The 23843-nt window shown below is 60.2% G+C and carries 23 protein-coding genes and 1 pseudogene; 6 read left to right on the top strand and 18 right to left on the bottom strand.

The annotated features are described in order from the left end of the window. The first annotated feature begins 198 nt into the window (after positions 1-198). Positions 199-1071 carry a hypothetical protein gene (locus FJ319_04395; protein ID MBM3933530.1) on the top strand — a complete coding sequence of 291 codons (873 nt, stop codon included), beginning with the start codon at positions 199-201 and terminating at the stop codon, positions 1069-1071. Between the two features lie 309 nt (positions 1072-1380). Here the strand turns inward: FJ319_04395 and FJ319_04390 are convergent, their stop codons facing one another. The 5 genes from FJ319_04390 to FJ319_04370 form a co-directional block, all read right to left on the bottom strand. After that, a complete protein-coding gene (locus FJ319_04390; protein ID MBM3933529.1) occupies positions 1381-2658 on the bottom strand; it encodes a CinA family nicotinamide mononucleotide deamidase-related protein in 1278 nt (425 codons plus the stop codon). Between the two features lie 6 nt (positions 2659-2664). After that, positions 2665-2889 carry a DUF4926 domain-containing protein gene (locus FJ319_04385; GenBank protein ID MBM3933528.1) on the bottom strand — a complete coding sequence of 75 codons (225 nt, stop codon included), beginning with the start codon at positions 2887-2889 and terminating at the stop codon, positions 2665-2667. Then, positions 2890-3246 carry a hypothetical protein gene (locus FJ319_04380; GenBank protein ID MBM3933527.1) on the bottom strand — a complete coding sequence of 119 codons (357 nt, stop codon included), beginning with the start codon at positions 3244-3246 and terminating at the stop codon, positions 2890-2892. It lies immediately after the preceding gene. Then, a complete protein-coding gene (locus tag FJ319_04375) occupies positions 3243-4346 on the bottom strand; it encodes a cobalamin-independent methionine synthase II family protein (GenBank protein MBM3933526.1) in 1104 nt (367 codons plus the stop codon). Before FJ319_04375 ends, FJ319_04380 begins: the two co-directional genes overlap by 4 nt. Positions 4347-4473: 127 nt before the next feature. Beyond that, positions 4474-4752, bottom strand: coding sequence for a hypothetical protein (locus FJ319_04370; GenBank protein MBM3933525.1), 279 nt, complete (start codon positions 4750-4752; stop codon positions 4474-4476). Positions 4753-4963: 211 nt separating this feature from the next. On the opposite strand from FJ319_04370, the gene FJ319_04365 reads away from it, so the two are divergent. After that, positions 4964-5965, top strand: coding sequence for an ABC transporter ATP-binding protein (locus FJ319_04365; GenBank protein MBM3933524.1), 1002 nt, complete (start codon positions 4964-4966; stop codon positions 5963-5965). Next, complete coding sequence (locus FJ319_04360) at positions 5962-7026, top strand: ATP-binding cassette domain-containing protein (protein ID MBM3933523.1); 1065 nt, start codon at positions 5962-5964, stop codon at positions 7024-7026. Before FJ319_04365 ends, FJ319_04360 begins: the two co-directional genes overlap by 4 nt. A gap of 62 nt (positions 7027-7088) precedes the next feature. Here the strand turns inward: FJ319_04360 and FJ319_04355 are convergent, their stop codons facing one another. Further along, entirely contained in the window at positions 7089-7502 is a 414-nt protein-coding gene (locus tag FJ319_04355) for a hypothetical protein (protein ID MBM3933522.1), read from the bottom strand. Between the two features lie 574 nt (positions 7503-8076). Here FJ319_04355 and FJ319_04350 point away from each other — a divergent pair. From FJ319_04350 to FJ319_04340, 3 genes are all read left to right on the top strand, one after another. Beyond that, positions 8077-8571: an FHA domain-containing protein gene (locus tag FJ319_04350; protein MBM3933521.1), complete on the top strand. Its 495-nt coding sequence runs from the start codon at positions 8077-8079 to the stop codon at positions 8569-8571. A 232-nt stretch (positions 8572-8803) separates the two neighbouring features. Continuing rightward, on the top strand, positions 8804-10333 hold the full coding sequence (locus FJ319_04345; protein ID MBM3933520.1) for a hypothetical protein: 1530 nt from the start codon (positions 8804-8806) through the stop codon (positions 10331-10333). 68 nt (positions 10334-10401) lie between these two features. Then, positions 10402-11151: a hypothetical protein gene (locus tag FJ319_04340; GenBank protein MBM3933519.1), complete on the top strand. Its 750-nt coding sequence runs from the start codon at positions 10402-10404 to the stop codon at positions 11149-11151. Between the two features lie 8 nt (positions 11152-11159). Here FJ319_04340 and FJ319_04335 read toward each other — a convergent pair whose 3' ends face one another. From FJ319_04335 to FJ319_04280, 12 genes and pseudogenes are all read right to left on the bottom strand, one after another. After that, positions 11160-12734 (bottom strand): D-aminoacylase, encoded by a 1575-nt coding sequence (locus FJ319_04335; protein ID MBM3933518.1) that lies wholly within the window; start codon positions 12732-12734, stop codon positions 11160-11162. 25 nt (positions 12735-12759) lie between these two features. Then, complete coding sequence (locus FJ319_04330; protein MBM3933517.1) at positions 12760-13074, bottom strand: hypothetical protein; 315 nt, start codon at positions 13072-13074, stop codon at positions 12760-12762. A gap of 309 nt (positions 13075-13383) precedes the next feature. Further along, on the bottom strand, positions 13384-15219 hold the full coding sequence (gene typA / locus FJ319_04325; GenBank protein ID MBM3933516.1) for a translational GTPase TypA: 1836 nt from the start codon (positions 15217-15219) through the stop codon (positions 13384-13386). Positions 15220-15377: 158 nt separating this feature from the next. Continuing rightward, on the bottom strand, positions 15378-15566 hold the full coding sequence (locus FJ319_04320) for a hypothetical protein (protein MBM3933515.1): 189 nt from the start codon (positions 15564-15566) through the stop codon (positions 15378-15380). Between the two features lie 3 nt (positions 15567-15569). After that, a complete protein-coding gene (locus FJ319_04315) occupies positions 15570-16061 on the bottom strand; it encodes a response regulator (GenBank protein ID MBM3933514.1) in 492 nt (163 codons plus the stop codon). An 11-nt stretch (positions 16062-16072) separates the two neighbouring features. Then, positions 16073-16519 (bottom strand): response regulator, encoded by a 447-nt coding sequence (locus FJ319_04310; protein MBM3933513.1) that lies wholly within the window; start codon positions 16517-16519, stop codon positions 16073-16075. 11 nt (positions 16520-16530) lie between these two features. Next, positions 16531-18276, bottom strand: a complete 1746-nt coding sequence (locus FJ319_04305) for a PAS domain S-box protein (GenBank protein ID MBM3933512.1) — start codon at positions 18274-18276, stop codon at positions 16531-16533. A 120-nt stretch (positions 18277-18396) separates the two neighbouring features. Then, positions 18397-19362: an amidohydrolase gene (locus tag FJ319_04300; protein MBM3933511.1), complete on the bottom strand. Its 966-nt coding sequence runs from the start codon at positions 19360-19362 to the stop codon at positions 18397-18399. Further along, entirely contained in the window at positions 19349-20134 is a 786-nt protein-coding gene (locus FJ319_04295) for an amidohydrolase (protein MBM3933510.1), read from the bottom strand. Before FJ319_04295 ends, FJ319_04300 begins: the two co-directional genes overlap by 14 nt. Positions 20135-20229: 95 nt before the next feature. After that, positions 20230-21057: a sugar phosphate isomerase/epimerase gene (locus tag FJ319_04290; GenBank protein MBM3933509.1), complete on the bottom strand. Its 828-nt coding sequence runs from the start codon at positions 21055-21057 to the stop codon at positions 20230-20232. A gap of 64 nt (positions 21058-21121) precedes the next feature. After that, positions 21122-22973 (bottom strand): annotated as a pseudogene (locus tag FJ319_04285) (DUF262 domain-containing protein). Positions 22974-22987: 14 nt separating this feature from the next. Further along, entirely contained in the window at positions 22988-23812 is an 825-nt protein-coding gene (locus FJ319_04280) for a sugar phosphate isomerase/epimerase (GenBank protein ID MBM3933508.1), read from the bottom strand. Between the last annotated feature and the right edge of the window lie 31 nt (positions 23813-23843).

Raw genomic sequence — 23843 nt, 5'->3', positions numbered from 1 at the left:
AACGCTGAAAGAGCCAGAATCTCTATTGACTTCCAAGACAGTTGCTGAAGGGCCGTGTTCCCTGAGCCCAGCCCACCGGGCTGGGTAAAGAGACCAATTCACGAAACGCCCTGAAGGGGCGTGTTACCCGGCCATGTCAACGTGTTCTCGGGGGCATCCTTCGGTGTGGACTTAACACGGCCCTTCAGGCCGTCTGGTATGTCGGACCTTACCCAGCCCGTTGGGCTGGACCCAGGGAACACGCTCCTTCAGAGCGTTGCCGCCCCTACAGGAATACGCTCTAAACTACACATTCCCACTCCACTCCATTACAATTCCACGCACTACTTTTTGACCGGTGGAGATGCCATGAAACCCAACAAGCTTATCGAGCTCGCCCGCGAGGGCAAGCGGGCCCACGGATTCACGCTGACGTGGTCGTCCACGACCGTCATTGAGCTGATGGCGCTGGCGGGCTTCGACTTTGTGCAGTTCGACAGCGAGCACGGGCCGTTCACGCCGGAGAGCCTCGATGATCTGGTGCGCATCTGCGAGATGGTGGACATGACGCCCATCGCACGGGTTCCGAACATTGAGCCGGATACCATATTGCGGTTCCTGGACAGGGGCATGCTGGGGATCATGGGGCCGCACATCACGGACGGGGGGCGGGCGCGGAAGCTGGCGGAATCGTGCCGCTTCGCGCCGGAGGGGAAGCGCAGCTACGGCTCTTCGCGCGCCGCCACGTTCGGCCGGCACAAGTCCGCGCTGGAGTACATGCAGTGGTCGAACGCGAACATAATAGTCATCGCCCAGCTTGAGGACGTGGAGTCGCTCAAGAACATCGACGAGATACTGGCGGTGAAGGGCATCGACTACTACACCTCCGGCCCGAACGACATTGCGCAGTCGATGGGCCTGCTCGGCCAGCCGAACCACCCGAGGGTGAAGGAGTTCGAGGCGAAGGTGCGCGAGCGGGTGCACGGCGCGGGGAAGAGGATGTACGACGAGATAACGTCGAACGCGCGGGTGTGGGACCTGTTCATCAACGCCGGCCAGGAGTTCGTGAAGGCGGAGAAGGCGAAAGGGTAGGGGCGGAAGTACGGACCTGCGTAAGCGGGAGAATGTTGCCCTCGCGCTTCTCTGGAAATCTGTTTGTGGCTGTGTGAAGCCGCCGGCGGGGCGATCGGCGGAAAAGCCCTTTAATTTCTCTGTATTTCGTGGTTATAATGAAACTCAGAGTCCGTAGTGTGGCAGATGATAGTCTAAAATTCTTTGGGGACTCTGGAAAGGAGGCTAGGTTTTGGATAGTAGCAGTCGGAGGTGCGGTAGGTAGGTGTTCCCTATGGCACCTTCCTCGCAGGGTCCCTGGAGCAATCCGGGGGCCCTGCTCTTTTTTCGTCAGTTACTCGGGTCGGCCACTGGCGCAATCCTGTCCGGGTAGCCTTCTGTCAGAGCGCGGCGGACGAGCTCCATTGCGTGCATGCTGGTGCGGGTGCGGTCCGGGCGGCCGCGTCCCGCCGTGTTGAACGTGCGCTTCCTCACGCCTGAGCCGTCGGTTATCGCCATGTAGGTCTGGCCGCGGGCGAGGTTCTGCGCGCCGTCCGTGTAGTCGGGGACGCTGTGGACGGCGAAGCCGATGTCGGCGCCCGAGGCGACGCGGATGGCCTTCGCCAGCTCCACGGCTATTTGATCGGGGTCTGCCACGTCTTCGACCTTGCCGCGGCCGGCGGAGGCGAGGAGCCTGCGGACCGAGGTGAGGCTGTTGCCGATTACGCCCTCGGCGAAGTGTTCGCGGCCGGCCTGGAGCAGGCGCTCCGCCACCATTCCGCAGGTGAGGTCCTCGTACACCGCGATCGTGCTCTTGTTCGCTTTAAGAAGCTTGCCGACGGCGTCCTCCATCGTCTCGTTGTCCACCGCGAACACCTTGTTGTCCAGAAGGCGGCGTATCTCGGCCTCCAGCGGGGCCATGAGGCGCGCGGCCTCGGCGGTGTCTGCCGCCTTGGCGGTGATGCGCACGTCCACCTGGCCGGGGTGGGCCAGGACGCCGACGGTAGGGTTGCTGGAGTTGGCGATGAGGTGGCCGATGCGGTCGTCCACGGCGCTCTCGCCCATGTCCGAGACCTTGAGCACGCGGTAGCAGATCACCTCGTTCAGGTTGAACTTGCGGCGGAGGTAGGGGACCACCTCGTTTTCGAAGAGCCACTGGAGCTCGAACGGGACGCCGGGGAGGGAGATGACGACGCCGCGTGGGTCCTCCACGATGAAGGACGGCGCGGTTCCGTTGGGGTTGGAGACGGGAATTGCGCCTTCCGGCACGTAGGCCTGGCGCTCGTTGTTCGGGGTCATGATGAAGCCGCGCTTGCGGAAGCGCTGCTCTATCTGGTCCAGCAGCGCGGGGTCGAGCATGAGCCTGCGGCCAGTGACCTCGGCGACGATGTCGCGGGTGAGGTCGTCCTGCGTGGGGCCGAGCCCGCCGCCGGTAATGACGATGTCCGACCGCTCCAGCGCGCGGGTGATCACCTCGTTCATGCGCTTTGGGTTGTCGCCGACGACGGTCTTGAAGTACATGTTGATGCCCAGGTTGGAGAGGCGCTGGGCCATCCAGGCGGAGTTGGTGTCTACGATCTGGCCGAGCAGCAGCTCGGAGCCGATGGCGACGATTTCAGCGGTTGGCATATGATGCTAACGTATCCTCCTCACGTGGAGCACTTCTGCGGAGTCGATCTCCCGGACGTCGTCCTTTGAGAGCGTGACGACGGCGGCGGGGAGGCCGTCGCCGGTCAGGAACTCCACCTCGTAGGCCTCGCCGTCCTTGTACCAGTGGAGCACGGTGCCCACGTCTCCGGCAAGGAGGCGGTGTTCGGGGACGTTTCGGGTGAGGACTACGAGCTCCAGCTCTCTGAACATTTACCCTCCGGCGTTTGGCGGCGGTGCGTGGTGATAGACGGCCGAGAAGGCGGGGATATCCGATCCCCTGTCCACGACCCACTCGGTGCGGATGAACATCTTGATGCCGACGGGGGACTCCAGCGCGCCGTCCACGAAGTACTTCGCGCCGTGGCTAGTCTCTGTGGCGCCGGCGACTTCGCCCTTGCGCCCAAGGTCCAAAAGGCTCGCCGCAACGTCATCCAGGTCCACGCGCTCGAAGCCGAATGCCGCGAAGGACTTCGCCTTTATCTGGCCGGTCGGGTGCGTGGCAGACAGGAGGTAATCGGCGATGGTGTCGCGGTCAACGGTGCAGTTCTCGCCGTTCGGCAGCTTCATGCGTACTTCTCTCGCAGCATCCGCGCTCCCTTGCTCAGGGCCACGAGTTTCAGGTACGCCTCGTCGAAGTCCATGGGGTTGATGCTGGAAGGCGCAAATCCGCAGTCCGGGTTCAGGGTCAGCCGCTCTTTGGGCACGTACTCCATGGCGCGCTCCGTGCGATCGACGACCTCTTGCGGCGTCTCCACGTGCCGGTCTGTGTGGTCAATAACGCCGAGGCCCAGGACCTTGTCCTTCGGGAAGTGCTTCAGCGCGCCCAGGCCGCCCGCGTCGGGCGTGGCGAACTCCATTGCAAAGCGCTGGACGTTCATCTGCCCCAGGGCGCCTATGATCAGGTCGTACGCGCCCTTTGTGGCGTGCCGGCGGTTGAAGTGGGCGTGGCAGAGGTGGACGCTGACGGGCACGCCGGAGAAGCCGGCGACGGACTCGTTCACGCCCTTGACGGAGAGCGTGGCCTCGCTGTCGATGCTCGTGATCCCCTCGCGCTTGCGGTAGTCGGCGTCTACCAGGAGGGCGAGCCAGGGGTCGTCGAGCTGGATGGCGTCCACCCCGGCCTTCACGAGGGCTACCAGTTCCTGGCGGCCAATTGGGATGCACGCGTCCATAAACTCTTCGCGGGTGGGATACGCCTTGCGGGAGTGGTCGGGAGACCACATCCTTCTTGCGACGGTGTAGGGCGAGGGAACTGCTGCGATGACCTTTGAGGCGGTGTTCTGTTTGAGAAAGCGCACCTCCTCCACGGCCATTGGGCGGCGGGGCTTCAGCTTGCCGGTGACGGCGGGGTAGGCAACCCCCTGGGCGGCCACGGTGAGGTCCGGGGTGAAGCCCGCTACCGCCTCGGTGAACACCTTCACGTAGCTCTCGCGTCGCCATTCGCCGTCGGAAAGGTAGTCGACCCCTGCGCGCTCCTGCATTCGCACGGCGGAAAGAACCGCGCCGTCCAGCAGCTTGTCCGCATCGGCCTCAGAAAGCCGGCCCGCCTTGCGGTCCTCTATGACATCGCGCACCCATTGAGGGCGGGGCAGACTGCCGACGACGTACGTTGCGAAGGGCGAAGCGGAATGGGGCACGGCGGGCTCCTGGCGGCGGAATTTGCCTATGGGGACATTGTAGAGGCGGGGGTTGGGGTGTCAAGGGGACGGGGCGGCAGCGGGGATGCAGAGGGGTCGCGCGGGCGGCATAACCGCCCGCCTGGGCGATTCGTTACATTTCAGGAGGAGGGGCCTCTTAAACCCAGAGGAGGATGCTGAGCACAATGGCGGTCAGGGCCAGTACCAGCACAGCCCCCCAAATTAAACGTACGATCTTTTTCCGGCGGTGGTGACGGCGGCTGCGCTCGTGCCGGGCAGCGCGGCGCTCCTCTTTCTCCGCAATCTCGCTTTTCAGTAGTGCGATGCGGTTGGAGACGTCGAACATCTGCATGCGCATCTGGCGAAGCTCTTCCTTCTCTTGCGAGCTTTCGGAGCTATCCCCGCGCCGGGATTGATCGTTGTTGTCGCTGCTCATAGTTGGTGCGGTGAACGTTAACCCAAACTGCTGTGTATTATACATAGCTTGGCCCAACCCACCTAATAAACCATTTCAATAGTAACTTTGCACTACGTAGCGATACTATGGGGGTAGCTTGGTGGCGATCCCCCGTGCCTGTACCTAAACCAGGCGAATTCCGGGCAAAAGCTGATATCATATGCCTTATCCCGGCGGTCAAGGAAAGTGAATGGGACGACTTCTCGAAGTGAAGGGCCTCTCCACGCATTTCCGCACTCAGGACGGCGTGGTCAAGGCCGTCGACGGGATTAGCTACACAATCGAAGAAGGCGAGATTGTCGGCATTGTCGGTGAGAGCGGCTGCGGCAAAAGCGTCAGCGCGCTCTCGCTGATGCGGCTTGTTGCCAACCCTCCCGGACGGATTGTCGACGGTTCAGTGTTGTTTGAGGGGAGAGACCTCCTCGCATTGTCTGAGTCCGAGATGCGAAAGGTCCGCGGCAACAAGATGGCGATGGTCTTCCAGGAGCCGATGTCATCGCTCAATCCTGTCCTCAGCATCGGGCGGCAGCTCACCGAGACGCTGGAGCTGCACCTGAGCATGAGCCCCGGCGCTGCCAGGGACCGCGCCCGCGACCTTCTCGCGATGGTGGGGATACCCGACCCCGACCGTATGCTTCGCGATTACCCGCATCACCTCTCGGGCGGGATGCGCCAGCGCGTGATGATTGCGATGGCGATCAGCTGCAACCCCAAGCTCATCATTGCCGACGAGCCGACCACTGCCCTGGACGTGACGATTCAGGCGCAGATACTGGAGCTGATGCGGTCTATCTGCCGCAACCTGGGCACCGCCCTGATTATCATCACTCACAACCTGGGCGTTGTTGCCAGATACGCATCTCGCGTGCTGGTTATGTACGCCGGCAAGATAATTGAAGAGGGCAATGCGCGGGAGATCTACGAGCGGCCGCGACATCCTTACACGCTCGGCCTGTTGCGGTCTGTGCCGCGCCTGGACTCTCCAGAAGGCTCTCGCCTGGAGCCGATAGACGGAGTCCCGCCGGACCTGGCCCACCTGCCGGACGGGTGCCGCTTTGCACCCAGGTGCAAGTACGCGATCGACAAGTGCCGGGCCGAGATCCCGCCGCTTCTCCATGTGGACGGCTCGCACTCATCCGCCTGCTGGCGCTGGGCCGAGCTTCCTGACCTCACGCGCGCCACCGCTGTATGACGGAGGGGACTTTGACGACTGCAAACGGCTCTCGCGAGGCGCTGGTGGAGGTGAAGAACCTCAAGATGTACTTCCCCGTGACCTCCGGCATTGTGATGCAGCGCAAGGTCGCCGATGTGAAAGCGGTCGACGACGTGACATTGTCGATCGACAAGGGCGAATCGCTCGGCCTGGTGGGGGAGAGCGGCAGCGGCAAGACGACGCTCGGCAGGTGCATACTCCAGCTTTACAAACCCACGTCCGGCGACGTTACGTTCGAAGGGACGCGCCTCAGCGGGCTGTCCGGCGCCGAAATGCGCGGGTTCCGCCGGAAGATGCAGATAATCTTCCAGGACCCCTACGGCTCGCTGGACCCCCGCATGACCTGCGGAGACATAATCGGAGAGCCCCTGATAGTCCACAAGCTCACGAAAACGAAAGCCGAGTACCAGGACCGCGTCGCCGAGCTTCTGACGACTGTTGGGATGAACCCCTTCATGGTAGACCGGTATCCGCACGAGTTCAGCGGCGGCCAGCGGCAGCGCATCGGCATCGCGCGGGCGCTTGCGGTGAGCCCCAGCTTCATCGTGTGCGACGAGCCGGTGTCCGCTCTGGACGTATCGATCCAGGCCCAGGTTATTAACTTGTTGAAAGAGCTGCAGCAGAGGCTGGGGTTGACCTACCTGTTCATTGCCCACGATCTGGCCGTTGTGAGGCATGTGAGCAACCGGGTGGCAGTGATGTACCTGGGGAAGATTGTTGAGATTGCAGACCGCAACGAGCTCCACAAAAACCCCCAGCACCCGTATACGAGGGCCCTGCTCTCTGCCATTCCCATCCCGGACCCGGCAGTCGAATCCAGGCGGGAGAGGATAATACTTTCGGGCGAGCTTCCGAGTCCTATGAACCCGCCAAAGGGGTGCGTGTTCAGCACCAGGTGTCCAATCGCGATAGACGCATGCAGGGATGGAATGCCGGAGCTGCGGTCAGTCAATAAGGGGCATCGGGTGGCTTGTATAAGGGCTGAGGGTTACTCACCAGCCGGACCGTCATTGTTTGGGGAGACTGCCAGGCAGTCGTGATCGTCGGGGGGCAGCCTCCGGCATTCCCTGAGGTAAGGCCGCCGGCCAATGACTCGGCGGCCTTACAGGCGTAATCCTTCCGTGCCGTTCGAACCGTTTTCCTTCAGGCGTTCGCGCTCGCGGCTTCGCTTGACACGGTCCCAACCGCTTAGGGGCGGCTTGCCGGTGCCAATCCGGGAGTGCGTGTAGCGGTCCTCCATGTAGGGCTCGCCCAGATGGGCCTGGACCTGCGCAAGCACCTCTGCGGACACCTCGCTCTTGCGCCAGCCGCAGGTGATGCACATGGCGCTATCGAAGCTGGGGTTTATAGACTCCATCACGGCGCCCTTGCAGCGGGGGCAGCTATTGAGATTTATCATGCCACGACCTCCTGCCCTCGTGGGCTCGTAGCGTGCGCGTGATACCGCGGGCGGCGCCTGGACCCTGATATCCTTTGCGGCGCCGGTCATTTCAACGGTCGTTGTATTGGTAGACACATTCACTCCTTCTGACACAACCGACTACCCATTTGTCCGGGCTGCCTAATCCAAGGAGACTACTAACCCTAGATTAGAGGGTCGAGAGCCAAAGTTCCTGACGATTACCCCTCTAATAGCTGACACATTCCTGACAGTTAGTGCGGACTAGTCATAGCTGACGAGGCGGCCGCAAGACTTACGAACGTATAACGCAGAGTTTGTAACATCTGTCAGGGTGTCCTTTCAGTAACAGTGGATTCAAGGGTTGTTACAATGTCGTTACAATTCCAGGGACGCTTGGGCAGACGCAAAGCAGACGATACAAAGCTACTTGTTTTCGGACGGGCGGCGGCGATAGAATCTAGGAATCCGTCAACGGCGGGAAGGAACGGGTATAAGGCATGAAACAGCACTTCAACCTGCCAAGGAAAGAAGAGACAACGGACGAATCGTCCTCGATGTTCGTTGTGGAGCGCGGCTTACCCGGAGTGCGCGTACTGCCGCTCGACCAGCAGGTCCTGTTGATCGGCGCGTCACCCACGGCGGACATCTTTATCGACAACCCGTTCGTTTCCAGGGTGCAGCCCAGGTTGTGCAGGAAGGGGAGCGGTTCCGCATTCGCGACCTGGACAGCAAGAACGGCACGTTTGTTAACGGCCAGCGCCTCAAGAGCGAAACATACCTGCTGCAAGGCGGCGACAAGGTGGAGTTTGCCGAAGGGCAAGTTGTCCTTCGGTTCCAGGAGCGCGGCACCACGCTCACAATGCCTTCAGGCGCTGCAACCATGGGCGAGGCCGACATAATGGTGGACTCGCGTTCGCGGGACGTATGGATCCGCGCGGACAAGCTGGACCCGCCCCTTTCCCGTAAGGAATTCGATGTTCTGGACCTGCTGTTCCAGAAGCGCGGCCAGGCGTGCAGCAAGGACGAGATAGCCGCAATCGGCTGGCCTGAGCGAAACGGCGGCGCAGTTGGCGACCAGGAGATCGAGCAGTCTATCCGCAGGTTACGGCTGCGCGTTGAGCCGGACCCCTCGAACCCCAAGTACATCGTCACCGTGCGCGGCTACGGGTATAAGCTGAACTAGCTCTCCTGAATTGTATTTCCTGACCTTTTCTGCACCTTGCGATTGCCTTTCCGCGCCATGTTTAAGCCCATCGTTGACAACCATGCTGTGCGAAGATACACTCCGTGCCATTAAATTGGGAGTTGCCGTGTCCTGAAAAGCGCATAGCGAGCCACGGCGCCCAGTCACCCCTGTTCCATGAGTTTTTCCAGTCTCCGATCTCATACAATTAACCCCCTTTGAGGAGGCTCTATTGAGACGCCCCCGGCTGATCTACTACAGCGATGCGCATCACTTTCACGGCAAGAGACTTGACCCGCCCCTGAACATGCACAAAATGCGGTGGCCAGTGGACGAGCTCCTGGGTACCGGCGTCGAGATGCTCACCTTCGGGCTCGGTTTCGGCGACGTCTTTTTCCACCAGACGAAAATTGGGCGCATCATCGGCCAGGACCAGGAGACATGGAAGAGCTTCATTAACTGGCGGATTATGCGGATGGTCAAAGACGCCCATTCTATGGGCACAGACCAACTCCAGGAGGTTATCCGCCGCAGTCGCCAGATGCGCCTGCCCGTCTTCCCGAGCCTGAAGCTCCAGGACCCTGCCGCGCCCGGCGACGAGCGGTGTGGACGGCTCAAGATGACGAAGGGGAAAGAAGTCACGCTGGGCGTTTCAGACAGCCGCTTCCCGGACTATAAGACCGAGTGGTGTTACGACTACGCCAACGAGCAGGTAAGGAACGAAAAGCTTGCGCTGCTGAGAGAGGTCCTCGAAGACTATCAGGCCGAGGGGATTGATCTCGACTTCATGTTCTTCCCCCTGTACTTCAAAGAGGCGGACACTGAGAAGAACATCCCGATCATGAACCAGTTCGTGGCCGAAGTGAAGCGAATGGCGAGTGAAGTGGAAGGGCGCCAGGGCAGGGAAGTGCCTGTCATGGCACGGGTGTGGAGCAGGAAGGAAGAAAACCTTCGCTTTGGGCTGGACCCCGAGTCGTGGCTGAGAAGCAAGTCCGTTGACATGGTTGTAGCCCAGCCTGCCGGCCAGATGATGGACACGGGAATCAGGGAGGCGGCATGGCTGGCCGAGAGCGCGAATGCCGCCGGCGCCGCGGCGTACTTCCGCACGCCGCGCAAGGTGAGCGATGTCCGCACCAACATAGCCAATATCGAGATGTACCGGGCCGCCAGCCAGACGCTGTTCGCCCAGGGGTTCACCGGAATGTTTCTGGGATACCTGCCCTGGCCGTTCGCGGAGGGGGAGTACAGCTTGCTTCGAGAAATGGCCTTCCCCGAGGCGACCGGCCGCAGGGACAAGCGGTATTTCATAGCCAGCACCGAAAAGATGCCTTCGTACTCCGCACCGGACGGCCGCCAGCTTCCCACGGACCTCAAGGAGGGGCAGACGACGACCCTGAACGTCGTCGTCTCCGACGACGTGGAAAATGCCCGCAGGGAAGGTGAAATGCGGGACCCGACGCTGACGGTGGCGTTCCGTTTCTACTGCGTTGAGGACGAGGTGGAGTTCAAGCTGAACGGAGCTGTCTTGCCCGCCGCGTCCACGGAGCTTCTGGAGCCGCACCGTGGGTCGTACTGGCTCCGGTGGAAGCTGGACGCCGCACTGGTGAAGCGCGGCGACAACAAGCTGGAGATCACGGACCGGAAGATGGCTAAGCTGGCGGCGTTCACGCGCACGGTGACCGGCGTGGAGCTGCACCTGCGGTACAAGGACTTCCAGCGCCCCGAGGGGCTGGAGGTGAACAGGCTGGCCCCGCCGAGCTAGAGACGATTCGACCGGGCGGAGCCGTTTAGTGGCCGGCGTCGTAATGTCAGTTAGCCAGGGAGGGTTGTGTGAAGCTCATCCTCGTCGGTTGCGAGCACGTTGGCAAGACGACGCTTTCCGAGGGCATATCCGAGTGGATCTCGAAGACTATGGGCAACAGTCGCACTTTCCACGACCACTTCACGATCCCGACGCCGGAGCTGTCCGATGAGGATGTCCCGCACTTCATGGCGATGAGCCCGGCCTTCAAGGAGCGGTTCCAGCGATACCAGATCGAGTACCACGGCGCCGGGGCGTTCCTTGGTGACGCCGACCACATGCTGATCGGCTACCACATAGAGGAAGCCGTCTTTGCGCCCCTCTACTACGGCTACGGCGGCGACGGCTATTACGCCGCCCGGTCGCCCATGGCCCGGGAGATCGAGTCTGCGTTGATGCGCGTGGCGCCGGAGACCATCCTGGTATTGCTCAAGGCGCGCCCCGAGGCGATCCGGCAACGGATGAAGACCCACCCCAAGCCGCGCGACCAGCGAGGCTTGAGGCCGGGACTTCTCAAGGAGAAGGACGTGGAATTCGTCCTGAAGCGGTTCGAGGAGGAATACGCGAACTCGCACATCCGCCGGAAGTTCACGATAGATAACTCGGACCTGACGCCCGAGCAGACCGTGAGGGAATTTGTCCTCAAGGTGCAAAAGCACCTTTCGGACTCCGACAGGCTGCGAATACTCGCGCACCGCGCCCTGATTGAGAGCGGGGATGCAGTACCCGGCATAGTGGAGCACATCAAGACGCGGCCGGAAGAGAGAAAGAAGAAGTAGCCGGGGTGCTAGGTCTCGGCGCGGCCCCGCCGCAAGGCCCTTCCCGGCAGCGCCCCGGTGTTCTCGCCGTTCTGTATCACCACGGTACCGTTTACGATCACGTAATCCATGCCGATGGGGTACTGTTTGGGGTTCTCCCGAGTGGCGTGAGTTTTGACGGTATTGGGGTTGAAGATTGCGATATCCGCCCTGAAGCCGTCCTTCAGCAGGCCGCGGTCCGGCAGGCCCAGCCGCTGCGCAGGGAATGATGTCATCTTCCGTATGGCTTCCGGCAGCCTCAGGTGCTTCTCCGCTCGCACGAACTCCGCGAGCACCAGCGGGAAGCAGCCGTAGCTGCGTGGGTTCGGGTACTCTCCGAACAGCAGAGCATCGCTTGCGATCATACCGTATGGGTGCGATACGAAGGCGTGCAGGGTGTGCGCGTTCGTGCCCAGCCCAACCATCGATACCCCCATGTTCTCCTCCAGTAGCAGGTCGAACATCGTTTCCCACGGGTCCTGGCTGCGCATCTCCGCGATATCCGTCAGCAGCTTGCCGTCGAACTTGCGGTTCTCTGGCCTGAGGAAATTCGTCAGCCAGATGTTCTCCAGATGGTCGCGTGGGATCTCGCGCTTCAGGCGGGCGCGGTCGTTCTTATCGCGCATGGCGGCCATGGCGCGCTCTGGGCCGCCGTCCTTGGCCCAGTGAGGCAGGCGTATGTTCAACGCGGTGCCCGAGTACGGATACGTGTAGCAGTCAAACGTGACATCCATACCTTCGGCGCGCCCGCGCTCAATCAGGCCGATGTAATCGTGATGGCTGCCCAGCCCTTGCCGGGACTGGCGGTAGTGCGTCATGTGCAGGGGAATGCCGGAGCGGCGGCCGATTTCCAGGGCCTCTTCCCACGGCTCCAGGTGCCCTTTTTCGAGCAGGCTGGACCGGGTGTGGGTGTGATAAAAGCCGCCCAGCTTTGCAACCGTCCCCGATATTTCGACCAGCTCGTGCGTGCTCGCGTAGGAGCCCGGCGGGTAATCGAGACCGGTAGAAAGGCCCCAAGCGCCTTCTTCCATCGCCTCCCGCGCGACCGATTTCATGTCTTCGACCTGGGCCTTCGTGGCGGGGCGATCGTTCCAACCCACGGACCAGATTCTAAGGGGAGTATTGCCCAGAATATAGGCAATATTGACGGCCACCGTCCCGTCATATTTGGAGAGGAGCTGGGCTACTGTCAGCCAGTCCGCGGGTATGGGAGGATACCCGTTCAGGCCGGAATCCAGCCAGATGTAGCGGTGGAGCTCTTCCTGCGATTTGAACGGGGCGTGGGATATTCCGTCGATGCCGACCAGTTCGGTGGTGACGCCTTGCCTGACCTTCGGGTCGTGGTGCGGGGCGCCCAGTATCGTTAGACCCGCGTGGGAGTGAAGGTCGATAAATCCCGGGCATACCACGTGGTCTTTTGCGTCAATTGCGTGCGCTGCCTGGAGCGAGATGGAGTCTCCGCGAATGACGGTGGCGCGGTTGTCTTTCACGCCGACGGCAGCGAAAAAGCCCGGGCTGCCACTGCCGTCGATCACCATTCCGTTTCTTATCAGCAGGTCAAACATCTAAGCTGCGCGCTCGCGTGAAATTCTAGCCCAGCGTCTCGTTCTTGCGGGGCCGCCCGCGCCTGCGCCCGGTGCCGGACTTGTTCTTGGGCTGCACCCAGAAGAAGACCGAACCCCCGTTACGCTTGATCACAATATCTTTGCCGGCCGCCTTGGCTGCCGCGCCCAGCCTGCGCCTGATCGCCGTTACGCTTTCACTTGAATTCGCCTCAAGCTTTCCGGCTTCACCACTGCCCAGTCGGTTAATGAAACCCATATACTCGTGTGTAATCTGGGCGCGCTTCCCCGTTGCTGTAATGGTCATTGCTTCCTGCAATGGCACCAGGTCAAACTTGGGCATTTTCATCCTCCTGCGGGCAACGTATATGTCGTGACTCTTCGCCGGGTCAACGATAGTCTAATCCCTAGTTTCTTCTTTCGCAAGGTGCGGTTTAACGAGAAATCCCCGGCGTATCTCCCGATAATTCCCGAGACACGGCAGCAAAATTCTCAAAGAATATCTTAGAAAGTATGCCCCGCAATTGCGTCGAGCGCGGAGTCTTTCGGCAGGAGCCATCCGGAGAAAACGACTGCGTGGTGTGCGAAAAAAAAGCAATGGGCGGTCAGCATGCCGGCCGCCCATTGCCTATCCGCAATTCGAGGCGAGGAGCTAGACCCGGACCTTCGCGTCGCGCCGCAGCCGCTGGCGGGCCTGGGCGGAAAGCTCTTTCTTGCGCAGGCGCAAACTGAGAGGCGTTACCTCAATCATTTCATCGTCCGCGATGAAGTCCATGGACTCTTCGAGGCTCATCTTCACAGCGGGCGTGAGGCGTATAGCAAAGTCAGCCGTGGCGGAGCGGATGTTGGTCAGCTTCTTCTCTTTGGTTACATTGATGCTGATGTCTTCGTCCCGCGGGTGCATGCCGATAATCATGCCCTCGTAAACGGGTGTGCCGGGCTCAATGAACGTTGTGCCGCGGCCCTGGGCGGCGTTGAGGCCGTAGGTTACCGCCACGCCTTCCTCAGAGGCAACAAGCACGCCGTTAGACTGGGTCCTGACCTCGCCCTCCATGGGAGCGTACTCCTGGAAGAGGCTGTTCATGACGCCGTTGCCCCGCGTGAGCCGGATGAAGAACGAGCGGAACCCGATGAGGCCGCGCGTGGGAATGCGGTACTCTATGTGCACGTTCCCCTGGCCGTCGCTCCGCATATCGAGCAGCTGGGCCAGGCGCCGGGTCAGGTTCTCCGTGAGAGAGCCGATGTACTCGTCCTTCGTATCGATTATCAGTATTTCGTAAGGCTCGTAGGTCCTTCCGTTGATCTCCTTCAGTACCGGTTTGGGGCGGGAGACGCCGAACTCGTAGCCTTCGCGCCGCATGGTCTCTATGAGGATCGCGAGGTGCAGCTCACCCCGCCCTTTCACAAGGAACTCGTCCGCGCTGTCGGTGGACTCTACCTTAAGGCTCACGTTGGTGCGCAGCTCCTTCAGCAGGCGCGCGTGCAGCGTGCGCGTAGTGCAATACTTGCCCTCGCGGCCCATGAAAGGCGAGTTGTTGACGATGAAGCTCATCATTACGGTGGGCTCTTCCACGGAAATACGGGGCAGGCCTTCCGCGTTGTCTATGGAGGCGATGGTGTCGCCGATGGTGACGTCTGAAACGCCGGCTATCGCAACAATCTCGCCGGCCGGCGTCTCCTCAACCTGCACCTTTTGCAGGCCTTTGAAGATGAAAAGCTTCTCCACAGGGTAGTTAGTCTTGCTCCCGTCGCTGCTGAGCAGCGCCACGTTGACGCCGGACTTCATCGTCCCCCGGAAAATGCGCCCGATGGCGATCTGCCCGATGTAGTTATCGTAGTCCAGCGCTGAGACCAGCATCTGGAGCGGCGCGTTCGGGTCCCCCTGGGGGGCGGGCACGGAGCCAAGGATGGCTTCGAAAAGCGGCTGCATGTCCACGCGCGGGGCTGCCATGTCTGCAATGGCGTAGCCTTCGCGGGCGGAGGCGAAAAGGATGGGGAAATCGAGATGTTCCGGCTTGGTGGCGAGCTCCAGGAAAAGGTCCTGCACGAGGCTGATGACCTCTTTGACCCGGGCCTCCGGCCTGTCGATCTTGTTTATGACGACGATGGGAATCAGCCCCTGGTTCAGCGCGTGCTTGAGGACGTACTTGGTCTGGGGCATGGGGCCGTCCACCGCATCTACGACGAGGAGGCAGCCGTCCGCCATGTTCATGACGCGCTCCACCTCACCGCTGAAGTCGGCGTGGCCTGGGGTGTCGATGATGTTTATCTTGACGCCCTTGTAAGTCACCGCGGTATTTTTGGCAAGGATCGTTATGCCACGCTCGCGCTCAAGGGGGTTGGAGTCCATGATGAGCGACCCCATTTCCTGGTTCGCCCGGAAGGTATGGCTCTGCTTGAGGAGTGTGTCAACGAGGCTGGTCTTGCCGTGATCGACGTGGGCGATAATGGCTACGTTTCGAAGGTGTGTGTTGGTGAGGTTATCCATAAGTCTCCAGGCAAATCTAAGCCCCGCTCGCGGGGCAACCCTCCTATCATAACACGCGCTTTTCCACGGAAGCGACCGTTTTCCGGTTGCGGCGAACGAAATTCGTAGTCCGCCCACCCATCCTCAGGCCTGCTGGCGCTTTTTCAGGTAGTGCTCGATCAGGGGGGCTCCATATCGAGCATCTTCTTGTTGTTGTCGCTCAGGTAGTGCATTGTGGGGATGTTGCCGGTCTCCGCCATTTCCACGAGCGCATCGATAATGGCGGCGATGCGCAGGCTCTGGTCCAGCGTGATCTGCTTCAACTCAATGGCGTCCTGGGGCTGGCTCGCATCGAAGAGGTGGGCCATGATTCAGACGGGCGTGATGGCGTTCTGGGCGTGGTGCGCCATGGCGACGGCGGTCTGCCGGAGGATCTCCAGTCGCGTGTTCTCCTGTTCCTTGACCAGGAGCGCTTCCGCCGTCCGGCGGCGCTCTATGGCGTAACGGATGGACTTTACGAGGAGCTGGCTCTCCGTCTTGCCCTTGACCAGGTAGTCCTCCGCCCCCTTGTGAATGGACTCAAGCCCCTTCTTCTCATCGTCCAGGCCCGTCAGCACAACCACGGGAAGGTTGGGGTAGGAAGGGTGGATCTGCTCCAGTGTCATGAGGCCATGGGAGTCAGGGAGGGACAGGTCGAGAAGGAGCACGTCAAAGGTCTCGTTCGCCAGTAGCGTCAGCCCGTCGCCGAGCTTCTGCGCCCACTTGACGCGGTGGTTTGCCCCCAGGCCCTGGGAGAGCATTTCCCGGATGAAGCGCGCGTCTCCGGGATTGTCTTCTATTAACAGGATTTTGAAAATATCCATACTATCCGGCCTCACTCTGAGGGCAGGGTAACCGTGTCGAGCCAGTGCGTCTGGAGCGTCTTGAGGACCTCACGGTATTTTACGAATTCGAAAGGTTTGGAAATGTAACAGTTCGCGTGCATCTCGTACGTGCGCTGAATATCGTGCTCAGAAGTGGAGGACGTGAGCACAATGACAGGGATACGCCTGAAGTTCGGGTCCGCCTTGATCTCGGCCAGGATTTCGTGGCCGCTCTTTTTCGGCAAGTTGAGATCCAGTAGGATAAGGTCGGGACGGGCCGTCTCCGCGAACCTCCCCTGCCGTTTCAAGGCGGCCATCGCCTCTTCGCCGTCCCTGGCGACCGTGAGATTGCCGATCCTCTTGTTCATCTTGAGGATTTCGTAGGTGAGGCGCACGTCACCAGGGTTATCTTCTACCATAAGTATTTCGATGAGCTTGGGAGCGGGCACTTGCGTCATCTGACCTGCCTTTAGACCTTCTCGCCGTCGGCTTCGGAGTCCATTGAAACAACGGGCAAAGTGAAGTAGAAGCTTGCGCCATTGCCCGGCTCGGATTCCGCCCAGATGCGCCCGCCGTGCTGCTCGACGATCTTTTTGCAGATGGCCAGGCCGATACCGGTCCCCGGGTACTCCGCGTGGCTATGCAGCCGCTGGAAGACGCCGAATATCCGTTCAGCGAACCTCGGCTCGAAGCCTATCCCGTTGTCTTTCACTGAGAAGACCCACTCGCCGTCCTGCCGGCGCACGCTTACGTGGACCTTTGGGACGGCCTTGCTACGGAACTTGATCGCGTTGCCGATAATGTTCTGGAGCAACCGAACAAGGTAGGACTGTTTGCCAACAACTGACGGAAGCGGGTCTGCTGTGATTATTGCGCCCGCCTCTTCTATTGCGACGCCGAGGTTCGTGAGGGCGCGCTCAAGGACCTCCCCCATCTGCACTTCTTTTGCAGAGGCCTCGTCGCGTCCTACCCGGGAGAACTGGAGGAGGTCGTTTATGAGCGCATGCATGCGCTGGGACCCATCAAGCGCATAGGATATGAACTCATCCGCATCCGAGTCAAGCTGACCCTTGTACTTGTTTGCGAGAAGCTGTACGAAGCCGCTGACCATTCGTAGCGGCTTCTGGAGATCGTGGGACGCCACGTAAGCGAACTGTTCGAGCTCCGCGTTTGACCGCGCCAGATCCTCCGTCTTGTCCTTGAGAATATCCTGCACGCGCTTGCGCTCAATGGCTCCGCCAATTTGCGTGCCGATCGAGGCGATGAACCCCTTCATGTACTCGTCGGGGCCACGCACTTCGGTCATGTAGAAGGCCATGACCGCCACGGTCTGGCCACCCGCCACAATCGGAACACAGAGCGCGGCCCTTACACCCAACCTTGCGGCGTCGGCCCTGTCGACATACACAACTTCGGGTGTTGCGGAAACATCCGGTAGCCACTCTGCCAGCCGGGACTTCCAAACACGCCCTACCATGCTGACGCCGCTGTCCAGGGCGCGCTTTCTGCGGATATCCCTGAACTCCATAAGTCTCTCATCGCGGCAGTACCAGGCGCTGCTGCACTGCAGCGCTCCTTCAGCGTTTACCGTCCACGCTTCTCCGTAACTCCAGTCCGTTGAGCGGCAGACCTCCTCTATCGTCACGCGGAGGGCTGTTGCCAGGTCCCTGGCCTCCTCGATGGCCTGGGTGATGCGCAGGAGGAGGTGGATCTCCGTTTCGGTGCGTTTCCGCTGGGTAATATCGAGAGTAATTCCAAAGAGGCCTACGACCTCGCCCCGTTCGTTGCGGATGGGGGTCTTGCGCACCACGTAGGTCCTGGTCTGGCCGCCTTCGGTTGTCGAGCGCTCCTGCTCGTCTACATGACCGTCCTGGAGGACGCGCATGTCTTCAGAATGGACCCGCCCGCCCACGTCGCCGGGTATAAGCTCCAGCGTGGTCTTTCCCAGTGCCTCGTCCCTGGTCTTTCCCAACAGCCCCTCGTGGTGCTTGTTCAGCATCACGTACCGGCCCTGGGCGTCCTTCGTGAACACCGAGAATTCCGCATTCTCTATCCAGGCATTGATCGTGGCCTCGTGCTCGCGCACGCGTTCTCGCGCGGCGATTTCGCTCTCCAGCGCCTCGATGCGCAGGCGGAGCCGGGTGGTCTTCTCTTTGTCTTTTTGGTAAGGCATGGTGCGACCAGTCACACTCTGAGTACGCTCGACGGACACCATGATTATCTGAGGTGGACGCAAGCCCCCGAAAGACAGCGTGCGAGAGCGTTTAACATAAAGAAAACAACGGGCCTGACTTTGCCAGCGCCAGGCCCGTTGTTCAGATCCTTTTCAGCAGGCTTACTTTTTGCCGCCGAAGTTGTAGATGCCCAGAGCCGTCTTGCCGAGGATCCAGTCCTTGTCTTCCTTTGTCAGGAACTCCAGGTGCTTGGAGAAGAGCTCCAGGGCGGGGGTGTAGCCGGTCTCACGCATCACGCCAGGGAAGTTGGTGCCCCACATCAGGCGCTTTGCGCCGAAGGTCTCGACGAAGGCCTTGAAGATGCGGTGCGTGTCCTTGTAAGGGAACGGCTCCTTGTGCTTGTGAGGGGTGAGCTTAACGTAAACGTTCGGATACTTCGAAAGGGCCAGGATGCTCTTCAGGACGGGGTAGGGCGACTCCTCGTCCCGCGGCGCGCCGCCGTTGTGGTCGAGGGCGACCTTGACCTTGGGGAAGCGGGCGATGATGGGCTCCACGGCGGGGAGAAGGTTGGCCGGCCCGTAGATAATGAAACTGGAACCGATCTGCTCTGCCTTCTTCCATATGGCGTCCTGGTCGGGGCGGACCCAGTCCGATGCCTGCGGGGGCCTGGCGAGGTGGATTCGGAGGCCGCTGAAGCCGTGGTCCTTGACCAGCTTCTCCAGCCGCTCCGGGGCGCCCGGCTCGAAGTGGTTGACCAGTCCGATGCCGGCAAACTTTCCGGGGTGTTTCTTCATAGTGTCCGATACGTAGCTGTTATCGAACAGGTAGTGAATTGGCTGGACGATGACCGCCTTGTCCACGCCGGCCTTGTTCATCGTATCGATCAGAAACTCTGCGGTGCCGTCTTCCTTGACCTGCTTGCCGCCCTCCATGGGGTACTTGGCGTAGTCGTTCGTCCACACGTGCAAATGGGTATCGACAATTGTCATTGCGGTTTTTGCGCTCCGTTTGATTTGCTGAGATTGTATATCGGGGCCACCTGTTCGACAACGTGGGGCGTCTCTACGACCGTTTGGTAAAGTCGTAAATGCCCAGCGCCGTTTTGCTGAAGATCTACTCCAGGTCATTCTTCGAAAGGAAATCGAGGTGTTTGCGGAAAATGTCCAGCACCTCCTCGTAGCCCTTCGTCTGGTCGAAGACCTCCGGGAAGTTGCTGCCCCACATGATTCGCTGCGGGCCGAAGGCGTCGTAAATCCTCCTGAACATCGGGAAGGTGTCGCGGTACGGGTAGTCCTCGCGCCCCTTCTCGCGCGCCACGCTGTACTTCACCACCACGTTCGGGTACTTGGCGTAGGCGAGCAGGTTCTGGAGCATCGGGTGGGGAGGGTCTTCCACGCGCGGTATGCCGCCCTGGTGGTCCAGCGTGACGCTCACGCCGGGGAACGCGGCGATGACCGGCTCCACAATGGGAAGGTGCTCCGGCTTGGCGTGGATGATGAAGCTGGAGCCAAGCTCCTGGGCCTTTTTCCACACATTGCGCTGCTGCGGCCCCAGCCAGTTCGCCGGGCCATTGGGCGCGCGGTAGGTGTGGAAGCGCAGCCCGGCGAAGCCGTGCTCCTTGACCAGCTTCTCCAGCCGGTCCGGCGCGCCGGGCTCGAACCAGTTGATGAGCCCGATAGCCGCGAACTTGCCGGGGTACTGCTTCATCGTGTCGATGATATAGCTGTTGTCGTACCAGTACGCGATGAACTGCACGAGGACCGCGTGGTCCACGTTGTGCTTCGCCATCGTTTCCAGCAAGAACTCAGTCGAGCCTGGCATGGAGTGCTTGCGCCCGTTAGGGGTGGGATAGCGCTCGTAGTCGTCGCTCCAGACGTGGGTGTGCGTATCGATGATCATTTGGTTCCAGCTTTCTGTAGCCCGCGCGATTCATCGCGCCTGTATCGTTCGCCGATACTGCCTGTAAGCGACTCTGGCGCGATGAATCGCGCAGGCTACATCGAATGTTTCACAATCAGCTTCCGCAGGTGCGCCGCAGACTTCCGGATGATCTCCACCCGGTCGCCGGGCTCGGCGCCCTCGTACACAATAGATATCGACCCGTTGAATTTGTTCTTCTTCAGGATCGGCATTATCCGCTCGTAGTCCAGCCGCTTCTCCACGCCGCTCGCCACCTCGTAGAACTTCGTGCGGACGTAGCAGGCGTACGGCATCACCTGCTCCATGTACTTGTAACCGTCGTCGGTCGGGTTGGGCGTGCCGGAGGAGCCGTAGAAGTTCTTCCACTGGCCGGTGTCCATGATGTATGCCATGTTGGGGTGGTCGACCTCGCGGAGGATGCGAAGCACGCCCTCGGCGTCCGCGGCCAGGTTGCGGTTGTTGTGGTTCTGCAGCGCCACGACGACGCCCTTGTCTGCGCCGTACTCGCATATCTCGCGGAAGGCGTTCGCAAGCGCTGTGAACAGCGCGTCGCGGTTGGGGTCGCTCTGCTCGGCGGAGAAGCCGAATACACGGATCAGCGGCGCGCCGAGGTGCACGGAGTCGTCGATGGCCGCCTTCGACTGCTTCACGCGCTCCCTCAGCCGCTCCTCCACGGTGCCGGTCCCGCCGGCGGCGACGCCGACGTAGCCGATGGGCAGCCCGTAGTCCAGGCACATGCGCTTGATCTTGAGCAGGTACGCCGGATCGCTCGACGTAAACGCGCGGTGGTGGAAGTCGATGGTGTCCAGGCGCAGGTCATAGGACATCCTGATGAAGTCCTCGACGCTCAGCTCATTCGCCGCGCCCTTGAAGCTAAGGTAATTGCAACCGATTTTGATCATTGCCGGTACTTCTCCGATTGCCTCGGGATGTCAACGTCTTGCGATGGCGTGTTAACGTCTTCGTCTAGGTGGCTGCACTTGCTAATCTCGTCGGATCCCAGATTCGTTCTGCTATCTTCCGATACAACACCGACCGCTCTTCCAAGTCCGCCTTGTTAAACACCCGATGCTCGCGAAAGGGCAGACCGGAGTTACGGAGACTTAGAAGGCGAGGGTGGTTGGCATAGCATTGATGATTCAGCGATTTAGCGAGTAAGTTCTGCCCGAAATACTTGGAGTACTTGCCTTCTTTGCCAGCAAAGTCTTCATACGGCAGGTCGCCGTAGCTTGCATTAAACTCCTTTGGCAGCAAGAGAAGCCCACCAATACGGTTTCGGGACTCCAAGAAATCACTCGCGTTTGGAAATTCTGCTTTGTGGTCTTCGGGGTGGTTCGCCCATATGTGCTCAACCTCATACCCATCTCTCCCCTGCCGGTTGAGGTACTCCTTGAATCTTTCCGCGACCCTGATATCCGTGTCGCATTCCAGGAAGGCCGTAATACGAGCAAGTGTCCTATGTACTTGCCCTCGGTTCGCACCGTGAAGGCGAAATCTGTCCCGCGTTGCAAAGGTCTCAGGATCGGACGCTAGTCGTTTGGTCAGGATGTCTAGAAGGTCTTCGAGAGACTTGTTTCTAATGTCCTTGAGCACAAGGAACATTGCGTACTGCATTGTGGAGTAATCAATGGCCCGAAAATTCCATATCCTCCGGGCTAGCAGGATGTCGAGGAATGTGGCAGTAACTCGGACTTTCCTATTTTGCTCAGTCTCGCTGTCAGACACACAAAGTGGGGAAAGAATGACTGGGAACTGGAGTGTGAAGTCATGCTGTGCGTTAAAAAAGACTTCCTCGAGGCCGGATGCAAGCTGCGTCGATGCTTGTCTTAGCCGTTGATACACTCTTGTGTAGAATGCGAAGTTGCTTTCGATGAAGTGCGCGAAGGCTTCGCTGTTTTTTTAGGGAGAGGTCATCCTCGTGAGTCTTCACCCATCGGTGGAATTCAGTACCTATTAGGTCAAAGTCCTTAGGAGCGGCGAGGCTTTTTCGTTCCCGTATCGTAGAAGCGTACTGGGCGCGTAGCCAAGCTTTGATCGCATTTGCATCTTCCTCCTTGCCCTGCTTCTGCAACTCCTGCACCATGTTAACCCAAGTGTTGCTGCACAGCGTTCGCCTGTTGGCATCCAGAATGTTTGTCAGCAGGTAACCCTTCAGCATGTCCGTGGGGCGCAGTGATAGTCCGCGGTCGTTCATGGTCTCAAAAATTGTGTAAGCATCTTCGTCAGAGAATGCTGTGATCTCAACGAGATGGACGTTCTCTATCAGCCAATCAGCGAAATACGGGAGAGCGTTGCCCAGTAGCTCCTCTGGGAACTTCTCTTCAATGTCCCGATATCGCCCGAGAATGTTGGTAACTGACTCAGACCTCCCGTCGTCGTCAAACGGCTGCCCCTGGAAGAGGGCATCCATGCAGCGGGCGCGTTCAGGCACATCTATATTGAACGACCGCGTTCCATATTTGAGGGAGAAGATCAGGTTCGCCAGCTCGCCTTTTTGCAGAGTGTCACTCAGTTCGCTGTGCAAATACATCAAAAGAAGCGTGATGGAGGTGATCCTCTGTTGACCGTCAACGACGAACTTCTTCCCATCCTTATCGCTGACGATGATGGATCCTAGAAAATAGTGACCGTACGTCTCGACGGCTGACCTCTCATCAGACGCCTCATAACTTTCTCTGAATTTGGAAGCTAGGTCGTCCAAGAGTTCCGCAACGTGCTTCGTCTGCCAGCGATATTCGCGCTGGAAGTAGTCGACGGCGAACCTGCTTGCACCAATCAGGTCCCTTATGCTCTTCGCTTTACCGACGATTTCCTTCATGTCTTCCGCGCTGCCTACAGCCCGTGCTTCGCCTGCATGGCGCGCAGGTGCTTGGCGGCCTTGGTGACCAGCTCGGTGCGGTCGTCCTTCTCATAGCCCTCGTAGACGAGGGAGACGGAGCCGTTGTACTTGCCCTTCTTCAGGATGCCGTAGATGCGGTCGTAGTCGAGCGCCTTCTCGGTGCCGCTGGCGACCTCGTATATCTTCGCGCGCACCCAGCAGGTGTAGGGGAGGACCTTCTCGATGTAGCCGTACAGGTCCACCGTGGGGTCGAATTTGTCCACGTGGCCCTGGTCGCCGATGGTGTTCGCCCACTGTCCGGTGTCCAGGATGTAGCCAACGTTCGGGTGGTTGGCCTCTTTGAGGATGCGGATGATCGCGTCCGCCTTTGAGGCGATGTTGCCGTGGTTGTGGTTCTGCAGCGCGACCATCACTCCCTTCTCGGCGCCGTACTCGGCCGCCTCGCGGAGGCCCTTCGCCAGCCCCTCGAATGTCTGGTCGACCGTCCACCCCGGAGGCGGGAGCGCGCCGAAGGTGCGGATGACCGGGATACCGAGGAACGCCGAGAGGTCGATGGCGTCCTTGCACATCTGGATCTGCGGGTCAGGCGTCGTGGTGACGCGAAGGAACGAGCCGCCCTGGCCCATGTAACCCATCGGCAGGCCCTTCATCAGCGCCTTGTTCTTCAGGCGAAGCAGCTCCTTCTTGTCCATCCCTTTGAACGCGCCCGTATGCCAGTCGATGGTGTCCATCTTCAGCTCGGCGTGAAGGTCTATGAACTTCTCCGCCGTCATCGGGTGAGCTTTATAGCTCGTGTAATTGATGCCTAACTTGATCACAAACGCCCCCTTTGTAGGTTTTGTTCTTCAG

The organism is SAR202 cluster bacterium (genome assembly GCA_016872355.1).
In the GTDB taxonomy this organism is placed as follows: Bacteria; Chloroflexota; Dehalococcoidia; order Lucifugimonadales; family VGZY01; genus VGZY01.
The sequence above is the reverse complement of the archived record's forward strand: the minus strand, read 5'-3'. Positions and strand labels throughout refer to the sequence as shown.